Here is a 15,587-nt window from a genome sequence, read left to right on the forward strand (position 1 = left end):
TAATTAGCTGCGGATAATATATTTTTACCTCCTTTTCCAGAGATTAATTTAAAAAACACGAATGACTAAAAAGTTAAATCAGGGTTTGTATGCCTCTATGATAGCGGCTGCCGTTTTTGCAGCGTCGTGCGCATCAAAAAAGCACGCAGCCCAGCAGGTAACCCTAAAAACATCATCTACCCCGGGTGGTGGCTCTACCGCTACCGCCATGCTTGGTGGCGCCCCTAAAAAAGAGGGTATTAAAAAGTTTAGCGATATTATAACTCCAAAAACCAAGGCCGATAAGGGATTATTTACCACATACAAAGTTGATGGTAAATATTATTACGAAATTCCGGATTCGTTACTTAACCGCGAAATGCTGGTAGTAACCCGCTTTGTAAAAACCCCTGCCAACCTAAAAACATTTGGTTTGCAATATGGCGGCGAAGAAGTTAACGACCAGGTTTGGAAATGGGAACGCCATGACAAACAAGTAATGATCCGCGTGCCAAGCTACAGTTTGAAAGCCGACAGCACGACAGACATGTATGAAGCTGTGAAAAACTCAAACATCGATGCCGTATTGGCCTCTTTTGATGTTAAGGCTTATAATAAAGATACTACAGGAGTTTTAATTGATGTTACCGATTTTTATAATGGTGATGTTACTGCTACCGGCATCCCAGACCCAATTAAAAAAGCCTATAAAATTTCTGCTGTTGATGCCAGCCGTTCGTATATCGATACCATTAAGAGCTTCCCTATCAACACAGAAGTCCGCACGTTGAAGACTTACCGCGCGGCAGAATCGCCAACTGATAACTCTACCGCGGCCATTACTTTCGAACTGAATACCTCGATGCTGCTGTTACCTAAAGTGCCTATGAAGGCCCGTTTAATGGATAGCCGTGTAGGTTACTTCGGCCAGCGCCAAACCGATTATGGTACAGGTGCACAAAAATCTGAGGTAACAGCTTATATCCATCGCTGGAAACTGGAGCCGAAAGACCCGGCTGCCTACGCCCGCGGCGAGCTGGTTGAACCTAAAAAACAAATTGTTTACTACATTGATCCGGCTACGCCGAAAAAGTGGGTGCCCTACCTGATAATGGGTATTAACGACTGGAATAAAGCTTTCGAGGCTGCCGGTTTTAAAAATGCCATTATTGGCAAACCAGCACCTACCGCTAAAGAAGATCCTGAATTTAGCACCGAAGATGCCCGCTACAGTGTAGTACGCTACTTTGCATCAGATGTGCAAAACGCTTACGGCCCGCATATCTCAGATCCGCGTACCGGCGAAATTCTGGAGAGCCATGTAGGCTGGTATCATAATGTAATGAGCCTGGTGCATGATTGGTATATGGTACAAACCGCAGCTGTTAACCCTAATGCACGTGCGCCTAAATTTACCGATGAGCAGATGGGCCAGCTGATTCGTTTTGTATCATCGCACGAAATTGGCCACACACTAGGCCTGCCGCACAATTTTGGTTCGAGCTATGCTTATAAGGTTGATTCTTTACGTTCTAAACACTTTACAGATACCCATGGTACCGCGCCGTCTATTATGGACTATGCCCGTTTTAACTACATTGCCCAACCAGGCGATGGTGTAACCCACCTGTACCCGCAAATTGGCGAGTATGACGACTGGGCTATTAAATGGGGTTACAGCTGGTTCCCGGGTAATAAAACACCCGAACAGGAAAAAGAAACCTTAAACGTTTGGACCAAAGAACGCGCCGGCAACCCGCTGTATTACTACGGCCGCCAGGGTACCAGCATCGATCCGCGTTTGCAAAATGAAGATTTGGGCGATAACGCCATGACTGCAAGCACCTATGGTATTGCCAACCTGAAACGCATTTTACCTAACCTGGAGAAATGGACTTTCCAAAAAGGAGAAGACTTTGACGACCTGCAGGAAATGTACGGCCAGGTTTTAACCCAATATAACCGTTACATGGGCCACGTTATCACCAACGTTGGTGGCATGAGCGAAAACTTTAAAACGTACGATCAAAAAGGTGCGGTTTATACCTTCATCGCCAAAGATCGCCAGCATGAGGCTTTGGTGTTTTTAAATAAACAGCTTTTTGCAACCCCAACCTGGCTAATCAATAACGAAGAGTTAAGCAAATTTGATAATGGCGTGATGCTTAACCGTATCAAAGCGGTACAAGTAAACACACTGGGTGCTGTATTATCATCAAACCGCCTAGCGCGCATGTATGATAATGAGGGCAAAAACGGCGCTGCCGCTTACACCGTTGCCGATTTGTTTAATGATTTGCGCGTGGGCATTTTTAATGCCGGTAAACCGGATGCCTTTAAACGTAACCTGCAACGCGGTTATGTGGAGCAGCTAAAAGGTTTGTTAAATGAAGACGTAAGCCGGACTTTCCCTGGTGCAACATCGGCCCAGTTGGCCTCCATGGGTTTAACGCCAATAAACACAGCCTTGTCTGACATTAAGCCAATGGTACGTGCCGAACTTAAACGCATTGACACCGGCTTGCCTAAAGGCGGCGATGCCATAACAGCTGCGCATTATGCCGACTTACACTTACGCATCAAAGAAACACTAAATCCAACCCACCCGGTAATCAACTTCCCGGCAGCTCCGGCTCCGGGACGCGGTGTTCAGGATGATGAAAAAACATCAGAAATAGAGTTCTAAAACAACTTAACAACCTAATAAAACAGGTATAAAACAAGAAGCCCTGCTTGACAAGATCAAGCAGGGCTTCTTATATGCCATTAGAAAATATTCTTAGTTCATACGGTATGGTGCTACCATATCAAATTGGGGAATCTGCACATCAAACAGGGTATTATCTACGGTACGGATCATTTGATATTCGCCTTTCATGGTACCCATATCTGTTTTAAGGTTACAGCCAGAAATGTATTCGTGCGAGCTGCCTGGTTCAATTACCGGTTGTTCGCCCACTACGCCTTCGCCTTCTACCTCACGATGTTCGCCGTTAGAATCAAATATATCCCATCGGCGGCGCAACAGCTGAACAGTATTTTCGCCTACGTTTTCTATATTTATTTTATAGGCAAACATATAATGATCGCTTGCCGGGTTTGAGTATTCTGGTTGATATTGTGTTTCTACAGAAACTTTAACACCATCTGTAATTGTGGTAACCATGTTTGTAACGTGTTATAAATCAAATATATTGATCATTAATCAATAATCAAGCCATCTCTGTGGCATAATTGTCATTAATTTGCCCTAATATCTCTTCAACATCCTCCATAGTACCAGCTTGTACCAATTTCATTCTAAATTCTTTGAAGTTTTCGATGCCTTTAAAGTAGCTGGCGTAATGGCGGCGCATTTCAAAAATACCTGTTTTAGGGCCTTTCCAGGCTACAGATTTCTCCAGATGTGTACGGCAAACATCGATACGCTCTGCCATTGTAGGGCCTTCTAAATGTTCACCTGTGGCAAAATAATGCTTAATCTCGCGGAAAATCCAGGGATAGCCAATTGCCGCACGGCCAATCATCATACCATCCACCTCATATTCCATGCGCCATTGAGCCGCTTTTTCGGGCGAATCGATGTCTCCATTACCAAAAATGGGGATTTGGATGCGCGGATTCTTCTTAATATCTCGTATTAACGCCCAATCGGCCTGGCCTTTATACATCTGCGCGCGGGTGCGGCCATGTATGGTTAAGGCCTTAATACCTATATCTTGCAACCTTTCGGCCACTTCGTAAACGTTTTTGGTATTATCGTCCCAGCCTAAGCGGGTTTTTACGGTTACAGGCAAATGGGTTGCTTCTACAACGGCCTTAGTCATGGCTACCATTTTATCAATATCCTGCAGTAAGCTTGCACCTGCGCCACGGCAGGCAACTTGCTTTACCGGGCAACCGTAATTAATGTCCATCAAATCGGGGCCTGCCAATGTGGCAATTTCTGTAGCTTCGCGCATACTGTTAATATCGCTACCGAAAATCTGGATCCCGATAGGACGCTCATAGTCAAAAACATCCAGTTTTTGTCTGCTTTTTGCCGCATCCCGGATCAACCCTTCCGACGAGATAAATTCGGTGTACATCATATCCGCGCCGTTTTGCTTACAAACGTAACGGAAGGGCGGATCACTCACATCCTCCATCGGTGCCAGCAGCAGCGGGAACTCCCCTAAATCAATATTTCCAATTTGTACAGACATGGCTTATCTTTAAAGCGGTACAAAAATACAAATTTTATTAACCAATATGACAAATACGGGTTACAGCCAGATGCGACCAAGTTTACAATTCCTTGTTTTTATTGCAGTTACAGTAGTGATGCTCATTATAGGGCTGCTTATTTCAATGGGCATTATTACGTTGCTGTATAATTTTGACACGTTTATGAAGGTTTCGCAGCTGCAAATTGATACGCCAAATGCTATAAGCGCACTATGGATCATCCAGTTTATTTCTACAACGATGCCCATACTGGCCATCCCTGTATTTTTTGCTTATGTAATAGTTAAAGAGCCCGAAAGTTATTTAAGGTTAACAAATAAATTTCCGTGGCAACTAATAGCCCTGGTTTTTATAACCATGTTTATGTCGCTACCTATTATGGAGCAACTAAGCGATATTAACCAGCGATTGGTATTGCCACCATTTTTAAAGGGCGTAGAAGAGTGGATGCGCGCATCTGAACAACAGGCCGAAAAGGCGACAAACATCCTTTTAAAAATGGATAACATTTGGGACCTTATTAAAACCGTATTATTTGTTGGCGGCCTAACTGCCATAGTTGAAGAGCTGATGTTTAGAGGGGCGCTGCAAACCATTTTTATTCGCTGGACTAAAAACCACCATGCCGCCATTTGGATCACGGCCATCCTGTTCAGTGCCTTTCACATGGAGTTCTTCGGCTTTTTACCACGGCTGATGCTGGGGGTTTTCTTCGGCTACTTTGTGTATTGGAGCGGCAGCATCTGGACATCTATCTGGGCGCACTTTATTAACAACGGTACTGCCGTAATAGTAACCTACCTGTATCAGCATAAAACAATTAAAACAAGCCCGGATGATACACACGTATTTAGTTTAGCCGGCTATGTGTTTAGCATAATTATTACCGTACTTTTGTTAATTAATTATCGCAACATTGCGCTTGCTGCAAGCCGCAATACTACAGCTGATGGAACAGAACTGGATTAAATTTTTTACTTCCACTAACTTTTACCAGTCGGAAATGGTTAAGCAAATGCTCATTGAAAACCATATCGACGCCGTACTCCTTAATAAACAGGATTTTTCGCACCGTAACTTTGGCAATATCGAAGTCTACATCCATCATGAAGACTTTGCCCAAGCGGTAGAAATTATGATCCTGAACCAAATTAATATATGAAAACACGCGCCATTACCGGCTTTTTCTTCATCATTGTTATGTTGGCCTCCGTTTTATCTGGGCCATATGTATTTACCGGTTTTTACCTCCTGCTTACCCTATTGTGCCTGCACGAGTTTTATAAACTGCTTAAGCAAAGTAACCTTAGCCCCAACCTGCCGGTTGGCTTGCTAAACGGAGCTTACATATTTACTGCGGTAGCGCTTATTTATTACGTAACACCCACCATGAGCCACAAACTGTTATTGCTAATTGCTTTAACATCTTGCCTCATCTTTGTAAACGAACTCTTTAAAACTTCAGAAAAGCCTTTTACCAATATCGGCTTTACTTACCTGGGTTTAATATTTACCGTGGTACCATTTAGCTTTTTCCATGCGCTGGGTTTTATTAACGGCTCTTATAACGGCCATTATGCCATGGGCTTTTTACTGATGCTTTGGGCCAATGATACCGGGGCTTATTTAACCGGCCGCTGGTTGGGCCGCACCAAACTATTTGAACGCCACTCGCCTAAAAAAACATGGGAAGGCTTTTTTGGCGGCGTAGCGATTGCCGCCATTGCAGGTTTTATCATCAGCCTTTACTTTAAGGAGCTTTACTGGAAACAGTGGGTATCTATAGCCATCATTATAGGCTGTGTAGGCACATTAGGCGACCTTGTAGAATCTATGTTTAAACGCAGCCTTAATATTAAAGACAGCGGTGGCATACTGCCTGGCCACGGCGGCCTGCTAGACCGGTTTGATGGTTTACTGCTTGCAGCGCCTGTTGTTTATACATACCTGTACTTCATAACAAATTAGTAATTTTGCAAAAATTAGTTTTAGATGACTTTTCATAAAGAAGGATATACATCCCTTGCCCTGTGCATACTGTTCATTTTTATTTTAAATGCAGTAACGCAATTTTATTACCCGCAGGCCTTTGCCTTAAAATGGGTGATCTATATTTTATCGGCCCTGCTGTTCATCATTATTGTGCAGTTTTTCCGCAGCCCGAGTTTCGCCATTAATACCGGCGAACAGACCGTACTTTGCCCAGCAGACGGTAAAGTGGTAGTAATTGAAGAAACAGAAGAAGGCGAATTTTTTAAAGATAAACGCATCCAGATCTCTGTATTTATGTCGCCGGTTAACGTACACGTAAACCGCAACCCTATTGGCGGCGTGGTAAAATACTTTAAATATCACCCTGGCAAATACCTTGTGGCCTGGCACCCAAAATCATCAACCGAAAACGAGCGTACCACCGTTGTAATCGAAAACAGCAAAGGCACGTCGGTATTATTCCGCCAAATTGCCGGTGCAATGGCACGCCGTATTGTATGGTATGTAAAAGAAGGAGATAAAGTAGATCAGGGCCAGCAATTTGGCTTCATAAAATTTGGTTCGAGAGTAGATATTTTTTTACCTTTAGGAACCAAGATTAACGTTAACCTTGGCGAGGTGGTAAAAGGCGGCCGCACAGTGCTTGCCGAACTCACTGCTTAACGGGCTTTTATTAACCAATTACAGACCCAAAATGATGAGAAAATTTACTTTAATGTTAACCCTAGTATTTTCTGTAGCTGTAGCAAATTCATTTGCCGGCGATAAAACAGATAAAGACAAAGGGATGAAATGCAACACGCCTGGAAAATCGTGCTGCAAAAAAACAACCAAAGCAACTGCTGAGAAATCGGTTAAAAAGACTGACGACGAGAAGAAAGGTGCTTAATTGATTGTTTAAGATCTTAAGAGAAGCCTCCGCGAAAGCAGAGGCTTTTTTGTTATCAATGTCCCGTCATTGCTGTAAAGGTCAAGTAATTCGGTAACAGAATTAGCTTTATACAATTAAAGCTAACGTTATGCGGAACATTAATAATGACCTCACCTTAAAACGGAACTATTTAAGTAAATATCGTTTTCTAATTGGAGAGTATGAACAGGTAAAGCGCGGGGAGCACCCTGTATTCAGATTTGCCAAAGATTTCTATTTGGCTCATGATACAGATGCAAGGGCTTTTTTAAAGTATTACAATCTTTTCAAACAGTCTGGTAATGAAAATGATCTGTTGCCAGGCAAGCGCGGACCTAAGTATGGGAACCGCAGGCCATCTGATGAAGATGAGCAGCAGATATTAAACCTTCGGGACCGGGGTTGCAATAAGTTTGAGATCACGAATCAACTTAAACAGAAATCAAATAACTTTACACCATCACCATCAGGGGTATACAACGTCCTGAAGCGGCATAACCGGAATCGTTTAAAGCCGGCAGACCGGGAATTAAAGGTAAAGATCATTAAGGAACGTATGGGCCAGTTAGGGCATATCGACTGTCATCACTTAAGCAAAAGTGTGATCAGGGGGCAAAACAGGAAGCTTTATCTGCTGTGTGTGCTGGATGATTATTCACGCGTAGCCTGGGCGCAGGTGATGGAGGACATCACCGCACTAACCACCATGTTTACTGCTATGCATTGCATGCAGGCAATCAAAAGAGAGTTCGGTATCCAGTTCGAGGAAATGATCGCAGATAACGGGCCTGAATTTGGGCCAGCTGGCAGTCAAAACAAAAACAAGCACCCGTTTGAAAGAATGCTAATGGAAACCGGCATTAAACGCCGTTACATGAAACCCTACAGGCCACAAACCAACGGCAAGGTTGAACGCTTTTGGAGGACATTAAAAGAAGATCTTATCGAAGAAACAGATTTTGATACCCTGCAAGAGTTAGAAGACGAATTGTTAAAATATCTTGTTTATTACAATTGGGAAAGACCGCATCAAGGCATTAACGGCAAAAAACCTATCGAAATGTGCACCCTAAACAACAAATAATAAATACCTAATTCTGTTACCGAATTACATAACCCTTACAGCAATGACGATCTTCCTTGAGAGAACTTGCGTTGCTTTCAAATCAAAACAAAAAGCCCTTCTGGAAAACAGAAAGGCTTTTGTAAGATATAATTGTAAACTTATACTCTTTTTGATTTGATACGAGCTGCTTTACCTGTAAGGGCACGCAGGTAGTACAATTTAGCACGACGCACTTTACCGTGGCTGTTAACATCAATTTTATCGATGTTTGGAGAGTTTATAGGGAAGATACGTTCTACACCTATACCGTTTGATACTTTACGTACGGTAAAAGTTTCAGTTGTACCTGCGCTGTTACGTTGTATACATACGCCTTGGTAAACCTGGATACGCTCTTTGTTACCCTCTCTAATTTTATAGTGCACGCTGACAGTATCACCTGCTTTAAATACAGGAACCTGCTTTTTTTCTACTGACTGCTCTTCAACAAATTTTACTAAATCCATGATTCTTAGCTCTTAAAGCGATTTTTAACCCGTAAAAATCGGATTGCAATTATAGGGATAATTTTTGAAAATAAAAAGTTGTTTTTAAAATTATCCACATTATTTAAGTAATTAACATTTTAGGTGGGTAAGAAGTTATTGGGTTATTATGTTATTGAGTTAATGCATCTTAATAACTGGGTAACTCAATAACTAATAAAACCTACTCCAACAAATCCGGCCGCCGTGCTTTGGTACGCTCCAGGGCTTGCTCAAAGCGCCACTTCTCTATTTCGGGCGTATTGCCACTTAACAGTATATCGGGCACCCTATGGCCTTTCCAGTCGGCCGGGCGTGTATATACTGGAGCATCCAACATATCGTCCTGAAACGAGTCTGACAGGGCTGAGGTTTCATCCGATAACACTCCGGGGATCAGCCTTACAATAGCATCTACCAAAATAGCCGCCGGAAGCTCACCTCCTGACAATACATAATCGCCTACAGACATCTCCCTGGTAACATACAGATCGCGCACACGCTGGTCTATACCCTTATAATGCCCACAAAGGATCATGATGTTTTTTGCACTCGATAATTGATTGGCTAATGATTGATTAAGCGTTACACCATCTGGGGTCATAAAAATAATTTCGTCGTACTCACGCTCGCTTTTTAATTTCTCTATACAAACCGCAAAAGGCTCAATCATCATCACCATTCCGCTGCCGCCGCCGTAAGGATAGTCGTCTACGCTTTTATGTTTATTGCTCGAGTAATCGCGCAGGTTATGCACAAAAATTTCTGTCAACCCTTTCTTTTGGGCACGATGCAATATCGAATGCGCAAACGGGCTTTCGAGCAGGCCGGGTAAAACGGTAAGGATATCGAAACGGATCATATTTGAATTAGATGCAAGAAGTTAGAAACAAGAGACAAGACAAAGATAGGGCTTTTAGCAATTTGTCGTTGCGAGGAGAGGCAACGAAGCAATCTCGTAGCCATGCAGATTTGGCAAACATTGGCGACGAGATTGCCACGCTAGCGCTCGCAATGACAACGTGGGAGATGCAAGGCTTAAAGAACCAGACAAGCCTTGTTTCCTGGCTCTTGTTTCTTGCATCTATCCTTAGTCCATGTACACATCCAGTAAGCCTTCAGGCAGGTCAACGTACACTTCGCCGCCTGCTATGTCAATGCCTTTTATAATGGCTGCATTCAGCGGGAAAAGCACCTCCTTGTTGTTGTAGTTTACAGAAGCGATAATTTGCTGCGGATATTCTACCACTTCCAGTATTTCGCCTAGTTCGCCATGGGTTTCATCAATAGCAATAAATCCTTCCAGATCCATTAGGGTAAACTCTGCTTCGCCAACTTCGGGCTTTAATGTATTGGGTAAAAAAACATCTTTTTTAACTAGTTTGGCGGCTGCCTCAATAGTATCTACACCATCCAAGTTTAAATAACCGGTGTTGGGCAGCGGATACTTTATCGACTTTACAAAGAAAGGCACCAGCTTACCGGCCACATCAATAAATACGGCATCAAACTTAATATTCTCTAGCCCATCAAAATCAACATAAAGTTGAAATTCGCCTTTGAGGCCGCGGGTTTTAAGCAGGCTGCCTATGCGGAAAGTATCTTCTGTTTTCATATCAAAAACGGTTTAAAAAATAATAGCGAAGAACTGTTAAGTACTTCGCTATTAAAATTATTTAAGCAGTATAAATTATTCTGCAGAATCTTCAGCCGGCGCGTCAGTTGCAGGAGCTTCTTCTTCAGTAGCTTCAATTTCTTCGGCAACAGGAGCATTCTTAGCAGCAATTGCAGCAGCTTTGTCTTCTTTTTTCTTAGCTTCGGCAGCTAAAGCAGCTTTGCGGGCTTCTTCTTTTGCAGAAGTTAAAGTTGATTTTTTGCCAGTGATTTTTCCATCTTTCTGATCTAACCAAGCCTGGAATTTTTCATCAGCTTGCTCAGTAGTTAAAGCTCCTTTAGCAACACCACCTTGTAAGTGCTTGCGGTAAAGTACACCTTTGTAAGAAAGGATAGCACGGCAGGTATCAGTTGGTTGTGCACCACTGTTAACCCAGTCTAAAGTTTTGTCAAAATTAATGTCGATTGTAGCTGGATTGGTGTTCGGGTTATAAGAACCGATACGCTCAATGAAACGGCCGTCACGTGGTGCGCGGGCGTCTGCTACTACGATATAGTAAAAAGGTTTTCCTTTTTTACCGTGTCTTTGCAGTCTGATTTTAGTTGCCATTCTTTTTGTTTATGTATTCAACATGCCCCCGGAGAATATTCTGCGGGGTTGCAAAGGTAAAAAATATATTTTAAATATGGAAATGATTGTCAATGATTTAGTTATTAGCGAGTTGGGGCATCGTATTTCGCCCTCTGTCATTCTGAACGTAGTGAAGAATCTTCTTCGTTCTGAAGAGCGGCTTTAATATCGAAGAAGATTCTTCACTACGTTCAGAATGACAAATCGGTTAATTAACAAAAAGAAAGGCGTTGAAGCTCTCGCTCAACGCCTTTCTTTTTATCTTGATTCTTGACTCTCGATTCCTGATTCTCTTCTACAAAGAAAGTATATCTACTATCTTCAAAAAGTTAGGGTTTATCTCTATAAAGTGCTTAATTGCATTTTCGAACGGGGTAAAAGCAACCTCGCCGTTAATAATGCCCACCATTTCGTTACGATGGCCTTCTAATAATCCTTCAATAGCGGCAACACCTACCCTGCTGGCCAACACACGGTCCTGGCAGCTTGGGCGGCCACCACGCTGGATGTGGCCCAATACCGATACTCGGGTATCGTAGTTAGGGAAACGGTCTTTTATTAAACGGCCAATCTCGAATGCGCCACCGGCTTCTTCGCCTTCGGCAACAATTACAATTTTAGATGATTTATCGCGGCGGCCTTGTTCCAGTTTGTGGTATAGGGCATTTAAATCTGTCTTGGTTTCGGGGATTAAAATTGCTTCTGCACCTACAGCAATACCGGTACGCAGGGCTATTAAGCCCGAGTCGCGGCCCATTACCTCAACAATGAATAAGCGATCATGAGATTCTGCAGTGTCGCGTATTTTATCAACTGCATCAATAACCGTATTAATGGCCGTATCGTAACCAATGGTAAAGTCGGTCCCTATCAAATCGTTATCAATAGTGCCGGGTAAGCCCACCACCGGGATATCGTACTCTTTACCAAAAACTTTTGCCCCGGTAAAAGTACCGTCGCCACCGATGCCTACCAAAGCATCAATTTTATGCTTTTTAAGGTTGTCGTAAGCCATTTTGCGGCCTTCGGCAGTTTTAAATTGTTCGCTGCGTGCTGTTTTTAAAATAGTACCGCCACGTTGTATAATGTTAGCAACAGATTTGCGGTCCATCGGAAACAGATCGCCGGTGATCATGCCTTCGTATCCGCGGCGGATGCCTGTTACTTCTAAATTATGGTATAATGCTGTACGTACAACCGCCCTGATGGCAGCATTCATGCCGGGCGAGTCGCCTCCAGATGTGTAAACACCTACGTTTTTAATTTGAGCCATTGTTATTCTGATAGGCAGCTATGCCGCTGTCTAAAAATTTAATATAGTTTTCAACGTCATAATTCGCACCTTGTGGTGGCACCAATACATCACCGCGTGCATTGATGATAACGTAATAAGGTTGCGAATTTACATTAAATTTTGAAGCTTCGTAATCGCTGTTCTTATTCCCGATAGTATTTATCTTCTTTCCGCTGAAAGAAGAAACAGTTTGTTCGCCTTTTGGCAGTTCCTGTTTTTCATCAACATAAAGCTCCAGCAATACAAAATCGTTCTGTAACCGCTTGTGTACTTCTGCGTTAGACCATACCTCCTGCTCCATTCTGCGGCAGTTAGCACAATTCCAGCCGGTAAAATCAATTATAACCGGTTTTTTTAATTCTTTTGATACCTGTATCGCTTGTTCATAATCATACCATTCGTTTAACCCGGCATGTTTACCACGGCGAAACAGGTCTTCATATTTTTTATCTTTAATGGATACTACCTGTTTTGGCGCATCGCTATTGCCCCCGCCATTATTGGTCAGGTAAAAATCTTGCGTGGCCGGTGGCGGTAAAAATCCGCTAATTACTTTCAATGGCGCGCCCCACAATCCGGGGATCATGAACATGACGAAAGCAAACACAATTACTGATAAAAATGTACGGAATACCGACAAATGCTCAACCGGGCTATCGTGCGAAAACTTGATTTTCCCGATTAAGTATAAGAACAACATCACACCGATGGCAATCCATAACGATAGGAATACTTCGCGGTCAAACCAGTCCCAATGGTAAGCCAGATCCACATTCGACAGGAATTTAAGTGCGAATGCCAATTCTAAGAAGCCCAGCACAACCTTTACACTGTTTAACCAACCGCCAGATTTTGGCAAAGATTTTAACAAAGAAGGGAAAAGCGCAAATATGGTAAACGGAATAGCCAGCGCGGATGAGAAGCCCAACATGCCAATAGCAGGGCCAAGCCTTTCGCCTTTGGTGGCGGCATCAACCAATAAACTGCCAATAATTGGGCCCGTACAAGAGAATGACACCACCACCAGCGTGGCTGCCATGAAGAAAATACCTGTCAGGCCGCCCTTGTCAGAGTTCTCATCCAGCTTGTTAGCCAGCGAGCTTGGCAGTTGCAACTCGAAAGCACCCAAAAACGAAGCGCCAAATGCAACTAGCAGCAAGAAAAAGAACAGGTTAAATATACCATTGGTAGCCAATGAATTTAAGGCATCAGAGCCAAAACACAGCGTGATGATAAAACCCAGCGATACATAAATTACAATGATAGACAGGCCATAAATTAACGACTGAAAAACAGCCTTTTGCCTGTTACCTGCTTTTTTAGTAAAAAAGCTAACAGTTAAAGGCAACAGCGGATAAATACAAGGCATTATTAAAGCAGCAAAGCCGCCAAACAGGCCTTTGATAAATATCTCCCAAAGGGTTTGAGGCTTTTCATGACTTTTAGCTGCCGTAGCACCGGCAGCTTTAATAGCTGTAGGCTTTTCCAGTTTTTTTTGCGCTGCTATACTATCTGCGGCGGTTGGTATGGTTGTAAAAACAACACCGCTGGTATCGGCCTTTTGGGCCGCTTGTGCATGCAAGCTAAACACTAAAGTTAAAACGAGTGCAACAATAAATGCCTGTACTATGCCTTGGTTAAGAAAACGCTTAAGCGTATTTTTCATGATAATTTGATGTAACGCTTATTATTATTTGCTGATAGCCACAGTAAAATCTACATCTTCTGGTGGCAGGCATTGTTTGTCGTTACAAGTCATGTATTCAAGCTGGCCTTTAACAACAGTTGCGTTAGGTGAGGTCAGTTTAACTTTTTGTTGAAAAACTACTTCTTTTTCAAAATAGCTCACATTCATTTTAAATGCGTTCTCAAATTTGGTTACCGGGGTTGGTTCGCTGGTTTTACCAACCGCTGTATATGCTTTTGATGGTGCAAATTTAAACTCGGTTTTAACCGGGCCACCATCTTTTACATTTTGCGAATAAATATGCCAGCCGTTATCGATAGTGGCTTTTATAAAAACAACAGCCTCTGTTGCGCTGATCCTTTTGGCAGCATAGCTCCATTTTACCGGGGTTAATATTTGCGCATGCGCACTGGTGTACAAAAACAGCACAAATAAGGCTGATAATAACTTTTTCATATATAGTTTAATTGATTAAAAATTCTACTTCCTTTAAATTGTATTCCCGTTCGGTTTCGCCTGTTTTAATTTTCAGCAATCCCAGGCTTGTTACACCGGTAATTATTCCCTCGAACAACGTTCCGTTTGACTTGAAATTGCGGGTTTCGTTTATTCCAAACAAACAACTTAAATAATCCTGATTTAAATCTGAAGTCTTACCCGCTCTTAACTGCAGGTAATACGCTTCTATACTTTTGCAAATTTCTGATAATAAAGCTTTCAAATCATAATCTGTATGTAAGATTTGCCTGATGGAAGTAGCCTTGGGTAAATAATCGGGAAACTGCTGCTGATTAATGTTAAGCCCTATCCCGATAACCGAATTATTGATCTTTGTGCCCTGCACCATATTCTCTATTAATATGCCGCCCAGCTTGCGGTTATTATAATAGATATCATTAGGCCATTTAATTTTTATGCCCGGGCCTGTAACATGTGCCAATGCTTTAGCGACTCCTAAGCTGATGGCCTGGGTTAAATAAAATTGATCATTTAAGGGTAAAAAAATGGGTTTAAGTAAAATACTGAAAGTGAGGTTTTTGCCGGCTTCTGTGAACCAACGGTTCTGTTGCTGGCCTCTACCGGCATATTGATCTTCTGCCATAATGACCGTTCCTTCGGGTAATGGCTTGGAATTTGACAATATATTTTTTAGAAAAGTATTTGTAGAATCTACTTCTTTCAGGGTGACTAAATTTTGTCCGACAAATAATCCTGAAAATATGTTATTTTGCAAAGTATAAACGTTATTAAATCAAATCGTTCAAAACTAATTCTTTTTGATGGTAAAAAACAAAGCGATACAAGAATCCGCTTACATTTCTGAACTTGCCATACATGGCATGCAGGAAAAAAAGGGAAATGAGATTGTTAGGCTAGACCTTCGTAATATATTCAGTTCGGTGTCAGATTATTTTGTGATCTGCCATGCTGATTCAACTACCCAGGTTAAAGCAATTGCAAATAGCGTAGAAGAGGAAATATTTAAAGCCACACAACAGGAACCCTGGCGTAAAGAAGGGCTTGTACACAGCGAGTGGATATTGCTTGATTATGTTGACGTGGTTGTCCACATCTTCCGTACCGATAAACGTGAGTTTTACGGAGTAGAAGATCTATGGGGCGATGCTGAAATAAAAATTTACCAAAGCGCTTAAACAGAATC

18 protein-coding genes are annotated in these 15,587 nt (G+C 42.4%); 8 read left to right on the plus strand and 10 right to left on the minus strand.

Annotated elements, in window-relative coordinates; genetic code table 11:
• The first annotated feature begins 61 nt into the window (after nt 1–61).
• Nucleotides 62–2,665, plus strand: coding sequence for a zinc-dependent metalloprotease (locus RG47T_RS21480; protein ID WP_074491594.1), 2,604 nt, complete (start codon nt 62–64; stop codon nt 2,663–2,665).
• Between the two features lie 93 nt (nt 2,666–2,758).
• Here the strand turns inward: RG47T_RS21480 and apaG are convergent, their stop codons facing one another.
• Together apaG and dusB are read right to left on the minus strand one after the other, a co-directional pair.
• A complete protein-coding gene (gene apaG, locus RG47T_RS21485) occupies nt 2,759–3,145 on the minus strand; it encodes a Co2+/Mg2+ efflux facilitator ApaG/CorD (protein WP_074491597.1) in 387 nt (128 codons plus the stop codon).
• Nucleotides 3,146–3,191: 46 nt separating this feature from the next.
• Nucleotides 3,192–4,184, minus strand: a complete 993-nt coding sequence (gene dusB / locus RG47T_RS21490; RefSeq protein ID WP_074491599.1) for a tRNA dihydrouridine synthase DusB — start codon at nt 4,182–4,184, stop codon at nt 3,192–3,194.
• 46 nt (nt 4,185–4,230) lie between these two features.
• Here dusB and RG47T_RS21495 point away from each other — a divergent pair, with 46 nt between their 5' ends.
• The 6 genes from RG47T_RS21495 (at nt 4,231) to RG47T_RS21515 (ending at nt 8,192) form a co-directional block, all read left to right on the plus strand.
• Nucleotides 4,231–5,175, plus strand: a complete 945-nt coding sequence (locus tag RG47T_RS21495; protein ID WP_074491602.1) for a CPBP family intramembrane glutamic endopeptidase — start codon at nt 4,231–4,233, stop codon at nt 5,173–5,175.
• Nucleotides 5,156–5,368 (plus strand): putative signal transducing protein, encoded by a 213-nt coding sequence (locus RG47T_RS21500; RefSeq protein WP_074491604.1) that lies wholly within the window; start codon nt 5,156–5,158, stop codon nt 5,366–5,368. The genes RG47T_RS21495 and RG47T_RS21500 overlap by 20 nt, the downstream gene beginning before the upstream one ends.
• Nucleotides 5,365–6,174, plus strand: coding sequence for a phosphatidate cytidylyltransferase (locus RG47T_RS21505; RefSeq protein ID WP_074491607.1), 810 nt, complete (start codon nt 5,365–5,367; stop codon nt 6,172–6,174). The genes RG47T_RS21500 and RG47T_RS21505 overlap by 4 nt, the downstream gene beginning before the upstream one ends.
• A gap of 24 nt (nt 6,175–6,198) precedes the next feature.
• Nucleotides 6,199–6,861, plus strand: coding sequence for a phosphatidylserine decarboxylase family protein (locus RG47T_RS21510; protein ID WP_074491610.1), 663 nt, complete (start codon nt 6,199–6,201; stop codon nt 6,859–6,861).
• Between the two features lie 31 nt (nt 6,862–6,892).
• Entirely contained in the window at nt 6,893–7,087 is a 195-nt protein-coding gene (locus RG47T_RS26200; RefSeq protein WP_139235791.1) for a hypothetical protein, read from the plus strand.
• 130 nt (nt 7,088–7,217) lie between these two features.
• On the plus strand, nt 7,218–8,192 hold the full coding sequence (locus RG47T_RS21515; RefSeq protein ID WP_074490421.1) for an integrase core domain-containing protein: 975 nt from the start codon (nt 7,218–7,220) through the stop codon (nt 8,190–8,192).
• A gap of 140 nt (nt 8,193–8,332) precedes the next feature.
• On the opposite strand, the gene rplS is transcribed toward RG47T_RS21515, so the two are convergent.
• The 8 genes from rplS to RG47T_RS21555 all read right to left on the minus strand — a co-directional run bounded on the left by rplS (nt 8,333) and on the right by RG47T_RS21555 (nt 15,158).
• Complete coding sequence (rplS, locus tag RG47T_RS21520; protein ID WP_074491613.1) at nt 8,333–8,680, minus strand: 50S ribosomal protein L19; 348 nt, start codon at nt 8,678–8,680, stop codon at nt 8,333–8,335.
• Nucleotides 8,681–8,882: 202 nt separating this feature from the next.
• A complete protein-coding gene (gene trmD / locus RG47T_RS21525) occupies nt 8,883–9,557 on the minus strand; it encodes a tRNA (guanosine(37)-N1)-methyltransferase TrmD (protein ID WP_074493644.1) in 675 nt (224 codons plus the stop codon).
• Nucleotides 9,558–9,788: 231 nt separating this feature from the next.
• Nucleotides 9,789–10,313 (minus strand): ribosome maturation factor RimM, encoded by a 525-nt coding sequence (rimM, locus tag RG47T_RS21530; RefSeq protein ID WP_074491615.1) that lies wholly within the window; start codon nt 10,311–10,313, stop codon nt 9,789–9,791.
• Nucleotides 10,314–10,388: 75 nt separating this feature from the next.
• Nucleotides 10,389–10,922, minus strand: a complete 534-nt coding sequence (locus tag RG47T_RS21535) for a 30S ribosomal protein S16 (RefSeq protein WP_074491620.1) — start codon at nt 10,920–10,922, stop codon at nt 10,389–10,391.
• 316 nt (nt 10,923–11,238) lie between these two features.
• Nucleotides 11,239–12,216 carry a 6-phosphofructokinase gene (gene pfkA, locus RG47T_RS21540; RefSeq protein ID WP_074491624.1) on the minus strand — a complete coding sequence of 326 codons (978 nt, stop codon included), beginning with the start codon at nt 12,214–12,216 and terminating at the stop codon, nt 11,239–11,241.
• Entirely contained in the window at nt 12,203–13,903 is a 1,701-nt protein-coding gene (locus RG47T_RS21545) for a protein-disulfide reductase DsbD family protein (RefSeq protein WP_074491627.1), read from the minus strand. Before RG47T_RS21545 ends, pfkA begins: the two co-directional genes overlap by 14 nt.
• 24 nt (nt 13,904–13,927) lie before the next feature.
• Nucleotides 13,928–14,380 carry a protein-disulfide reductase DsbD domain-containing protein gene (locus tag RG47T_RS21550; protein WP_074491630.1) on the minus strand — a complete coding sequence of 151 codons (453 nt, stop codon included), beginning with the start codon at nt 14,378–14,380 and terminating at the stop codon, nt 13,928–13,930.
• A 7-nt stretch (nt 14,381–14,387) separates the two neighbouring features.
• Nucleotides 14,388–15,158 carry a biotin--[acetyl-CoA-carboxylase] ligase gene (locus RG47T_RS21555; protein WP_074491632.1) on the minus strand — a complete coding sequence of 257 codons (771 nt, stop codon included), beginning with the start codon at nt 15,156–15,158 and terminating at the stop codon, nt 14,388–14,390.
• 46 nt (nt 15,159–15,204) lie between these two features.
• Between RG47T_RS21555 and rsfS the strand changes: the two genes are divergently transcribed.
• A complete protein-coding gene (gene rsfS / locus RG47T_RS21560) occupies nt 15,205–15,579 on the plus strand; it encodes a ribosome silencing factor (RefSeq protein WP_074491634.1) in 375 nt (124 codons plus the stop codon).
• Nucleotides 15,580–15,587 lie beyond the last annotated feature (8 nt).

Source organism: Mucilaginibacter polytrichastri (assembly GCF_001911425.1).
In the GTDB taxonomy this organism is placed as follows: domain Bacteria; phylum Bacteroidota; class Bacteroidia; order Sphingobacteriales; family Sphingobacteriaceae; genus Mucilaginibacter; species Mucilaginibacter polytrichastri.

Bases quoted from the DNA above. Each gene is read 5' to 3' on its own strand.
- RG47T_RS21515 (WP_074490421.1), top strand. From the start codon at position 7,218: ATGCGGAACATTAATAATGACCTCACCTTAAAACGGAACTATTTAAGT.
- apaG (WP_074491597.1), bottom strand. From the start codon at position 3,145: ATGGTTACCACAATTACAGATGGTGTTAAAGTTTCTGTAGAAACACAA.
- RG47T_RS21510 (WP_074491610.1), top strand. From the start codon at position 6,199: ATGACTTTTCATAAAGAAGGATATACATCCCTTGCCCTGTGCATACTG.
- RG47T_RS21545 (WP_074491627.1), bottom strand. From the start codon at position 13,903: ATGAAAAATACGCTTAAGCGTTTTCTTAACCAAGGCATAGTACAGGCA.
- RG47T_RS21495 (WP_074491602.1), top strand. From the start codon at position 4,231: ATGACAAATACGGGTTACAGCCAGATGCGACCAAGTTTACAATTCCTT.
- rplS (WP_074491613.1), bottom strand. From the start codon at position 8,680: ATGGATTTAGTAAAATTTGTTGAAGAGCAGTCAGTAGAAAAAAAGCAG.
- pfkA (WP_074491624.1), bottom strand. From the start codon at position 12,216: ATGGCTCAAATTAAAAACGTAGGTGTTTACACATCTGGAGGCGACTCG.
- RG47T_RS21505 (WP_074491607.1), top strand. From the start codon at position 5,365: ATGAAAACACGCGCCATTACCGGCTTTTTCTTCATCATTGTTATGTTG.
- RG47T_RS21500 (WP_074491604.1), top strand. From the start codon at position 5,156: ATGGAACAGAACTGGATTAAATTTTTTACTTCCACTAACTTTTACCAG.
- RG47T_RS26200 (WP_139235791.1), top strand. From the start codon at position 6,893: ATGATGAGAAAATTTACTTTAATGTTAACCCTAGTATTTTCTGTAGCT.
- RG47T_RS21535 (WP_074491620.1), bottom strand. From the start codon at position 10,922: ATGGCAACTAAAATCAGACTGCAAAGACACGGTAAAAAAGGAAAACCT.
- RG47T_RS21480 (WP_074491594.1), top strand. From the start codon at position 62: ATGACTAAAAAGTTAAATCAGGGTTTGTATGCCTCTATGATAGCGGCT.
- RG47T_RS21550 (WP_074491630.1), bottom strand. From the start codon at position 14,380: ATGAAAAAGTTATTATCAGCCTTATTTGTGCTGTTTTTGTACACCAGT.
- rimM (WP_074491615.1), bottom strand. From the start codon at position 10,313: ATGAAAACAGAAGATACTTTCCGCATAGGCAGCCTGCTTAAAACCCGC.
- dusB (WP_074491599.1), bottom strand. From the start codon at position 4,184: ATGTCTGTACAAATTGGAAATATTGATTTAGGGGAGTTCCCGCTGCTG.
- rsfS (WP_074491634.1), top strand. From the start codon at position 15,205: ATGGTAAAAAACAAAGCGATACAAGAATCCGCTTACATTTCTGAACTT.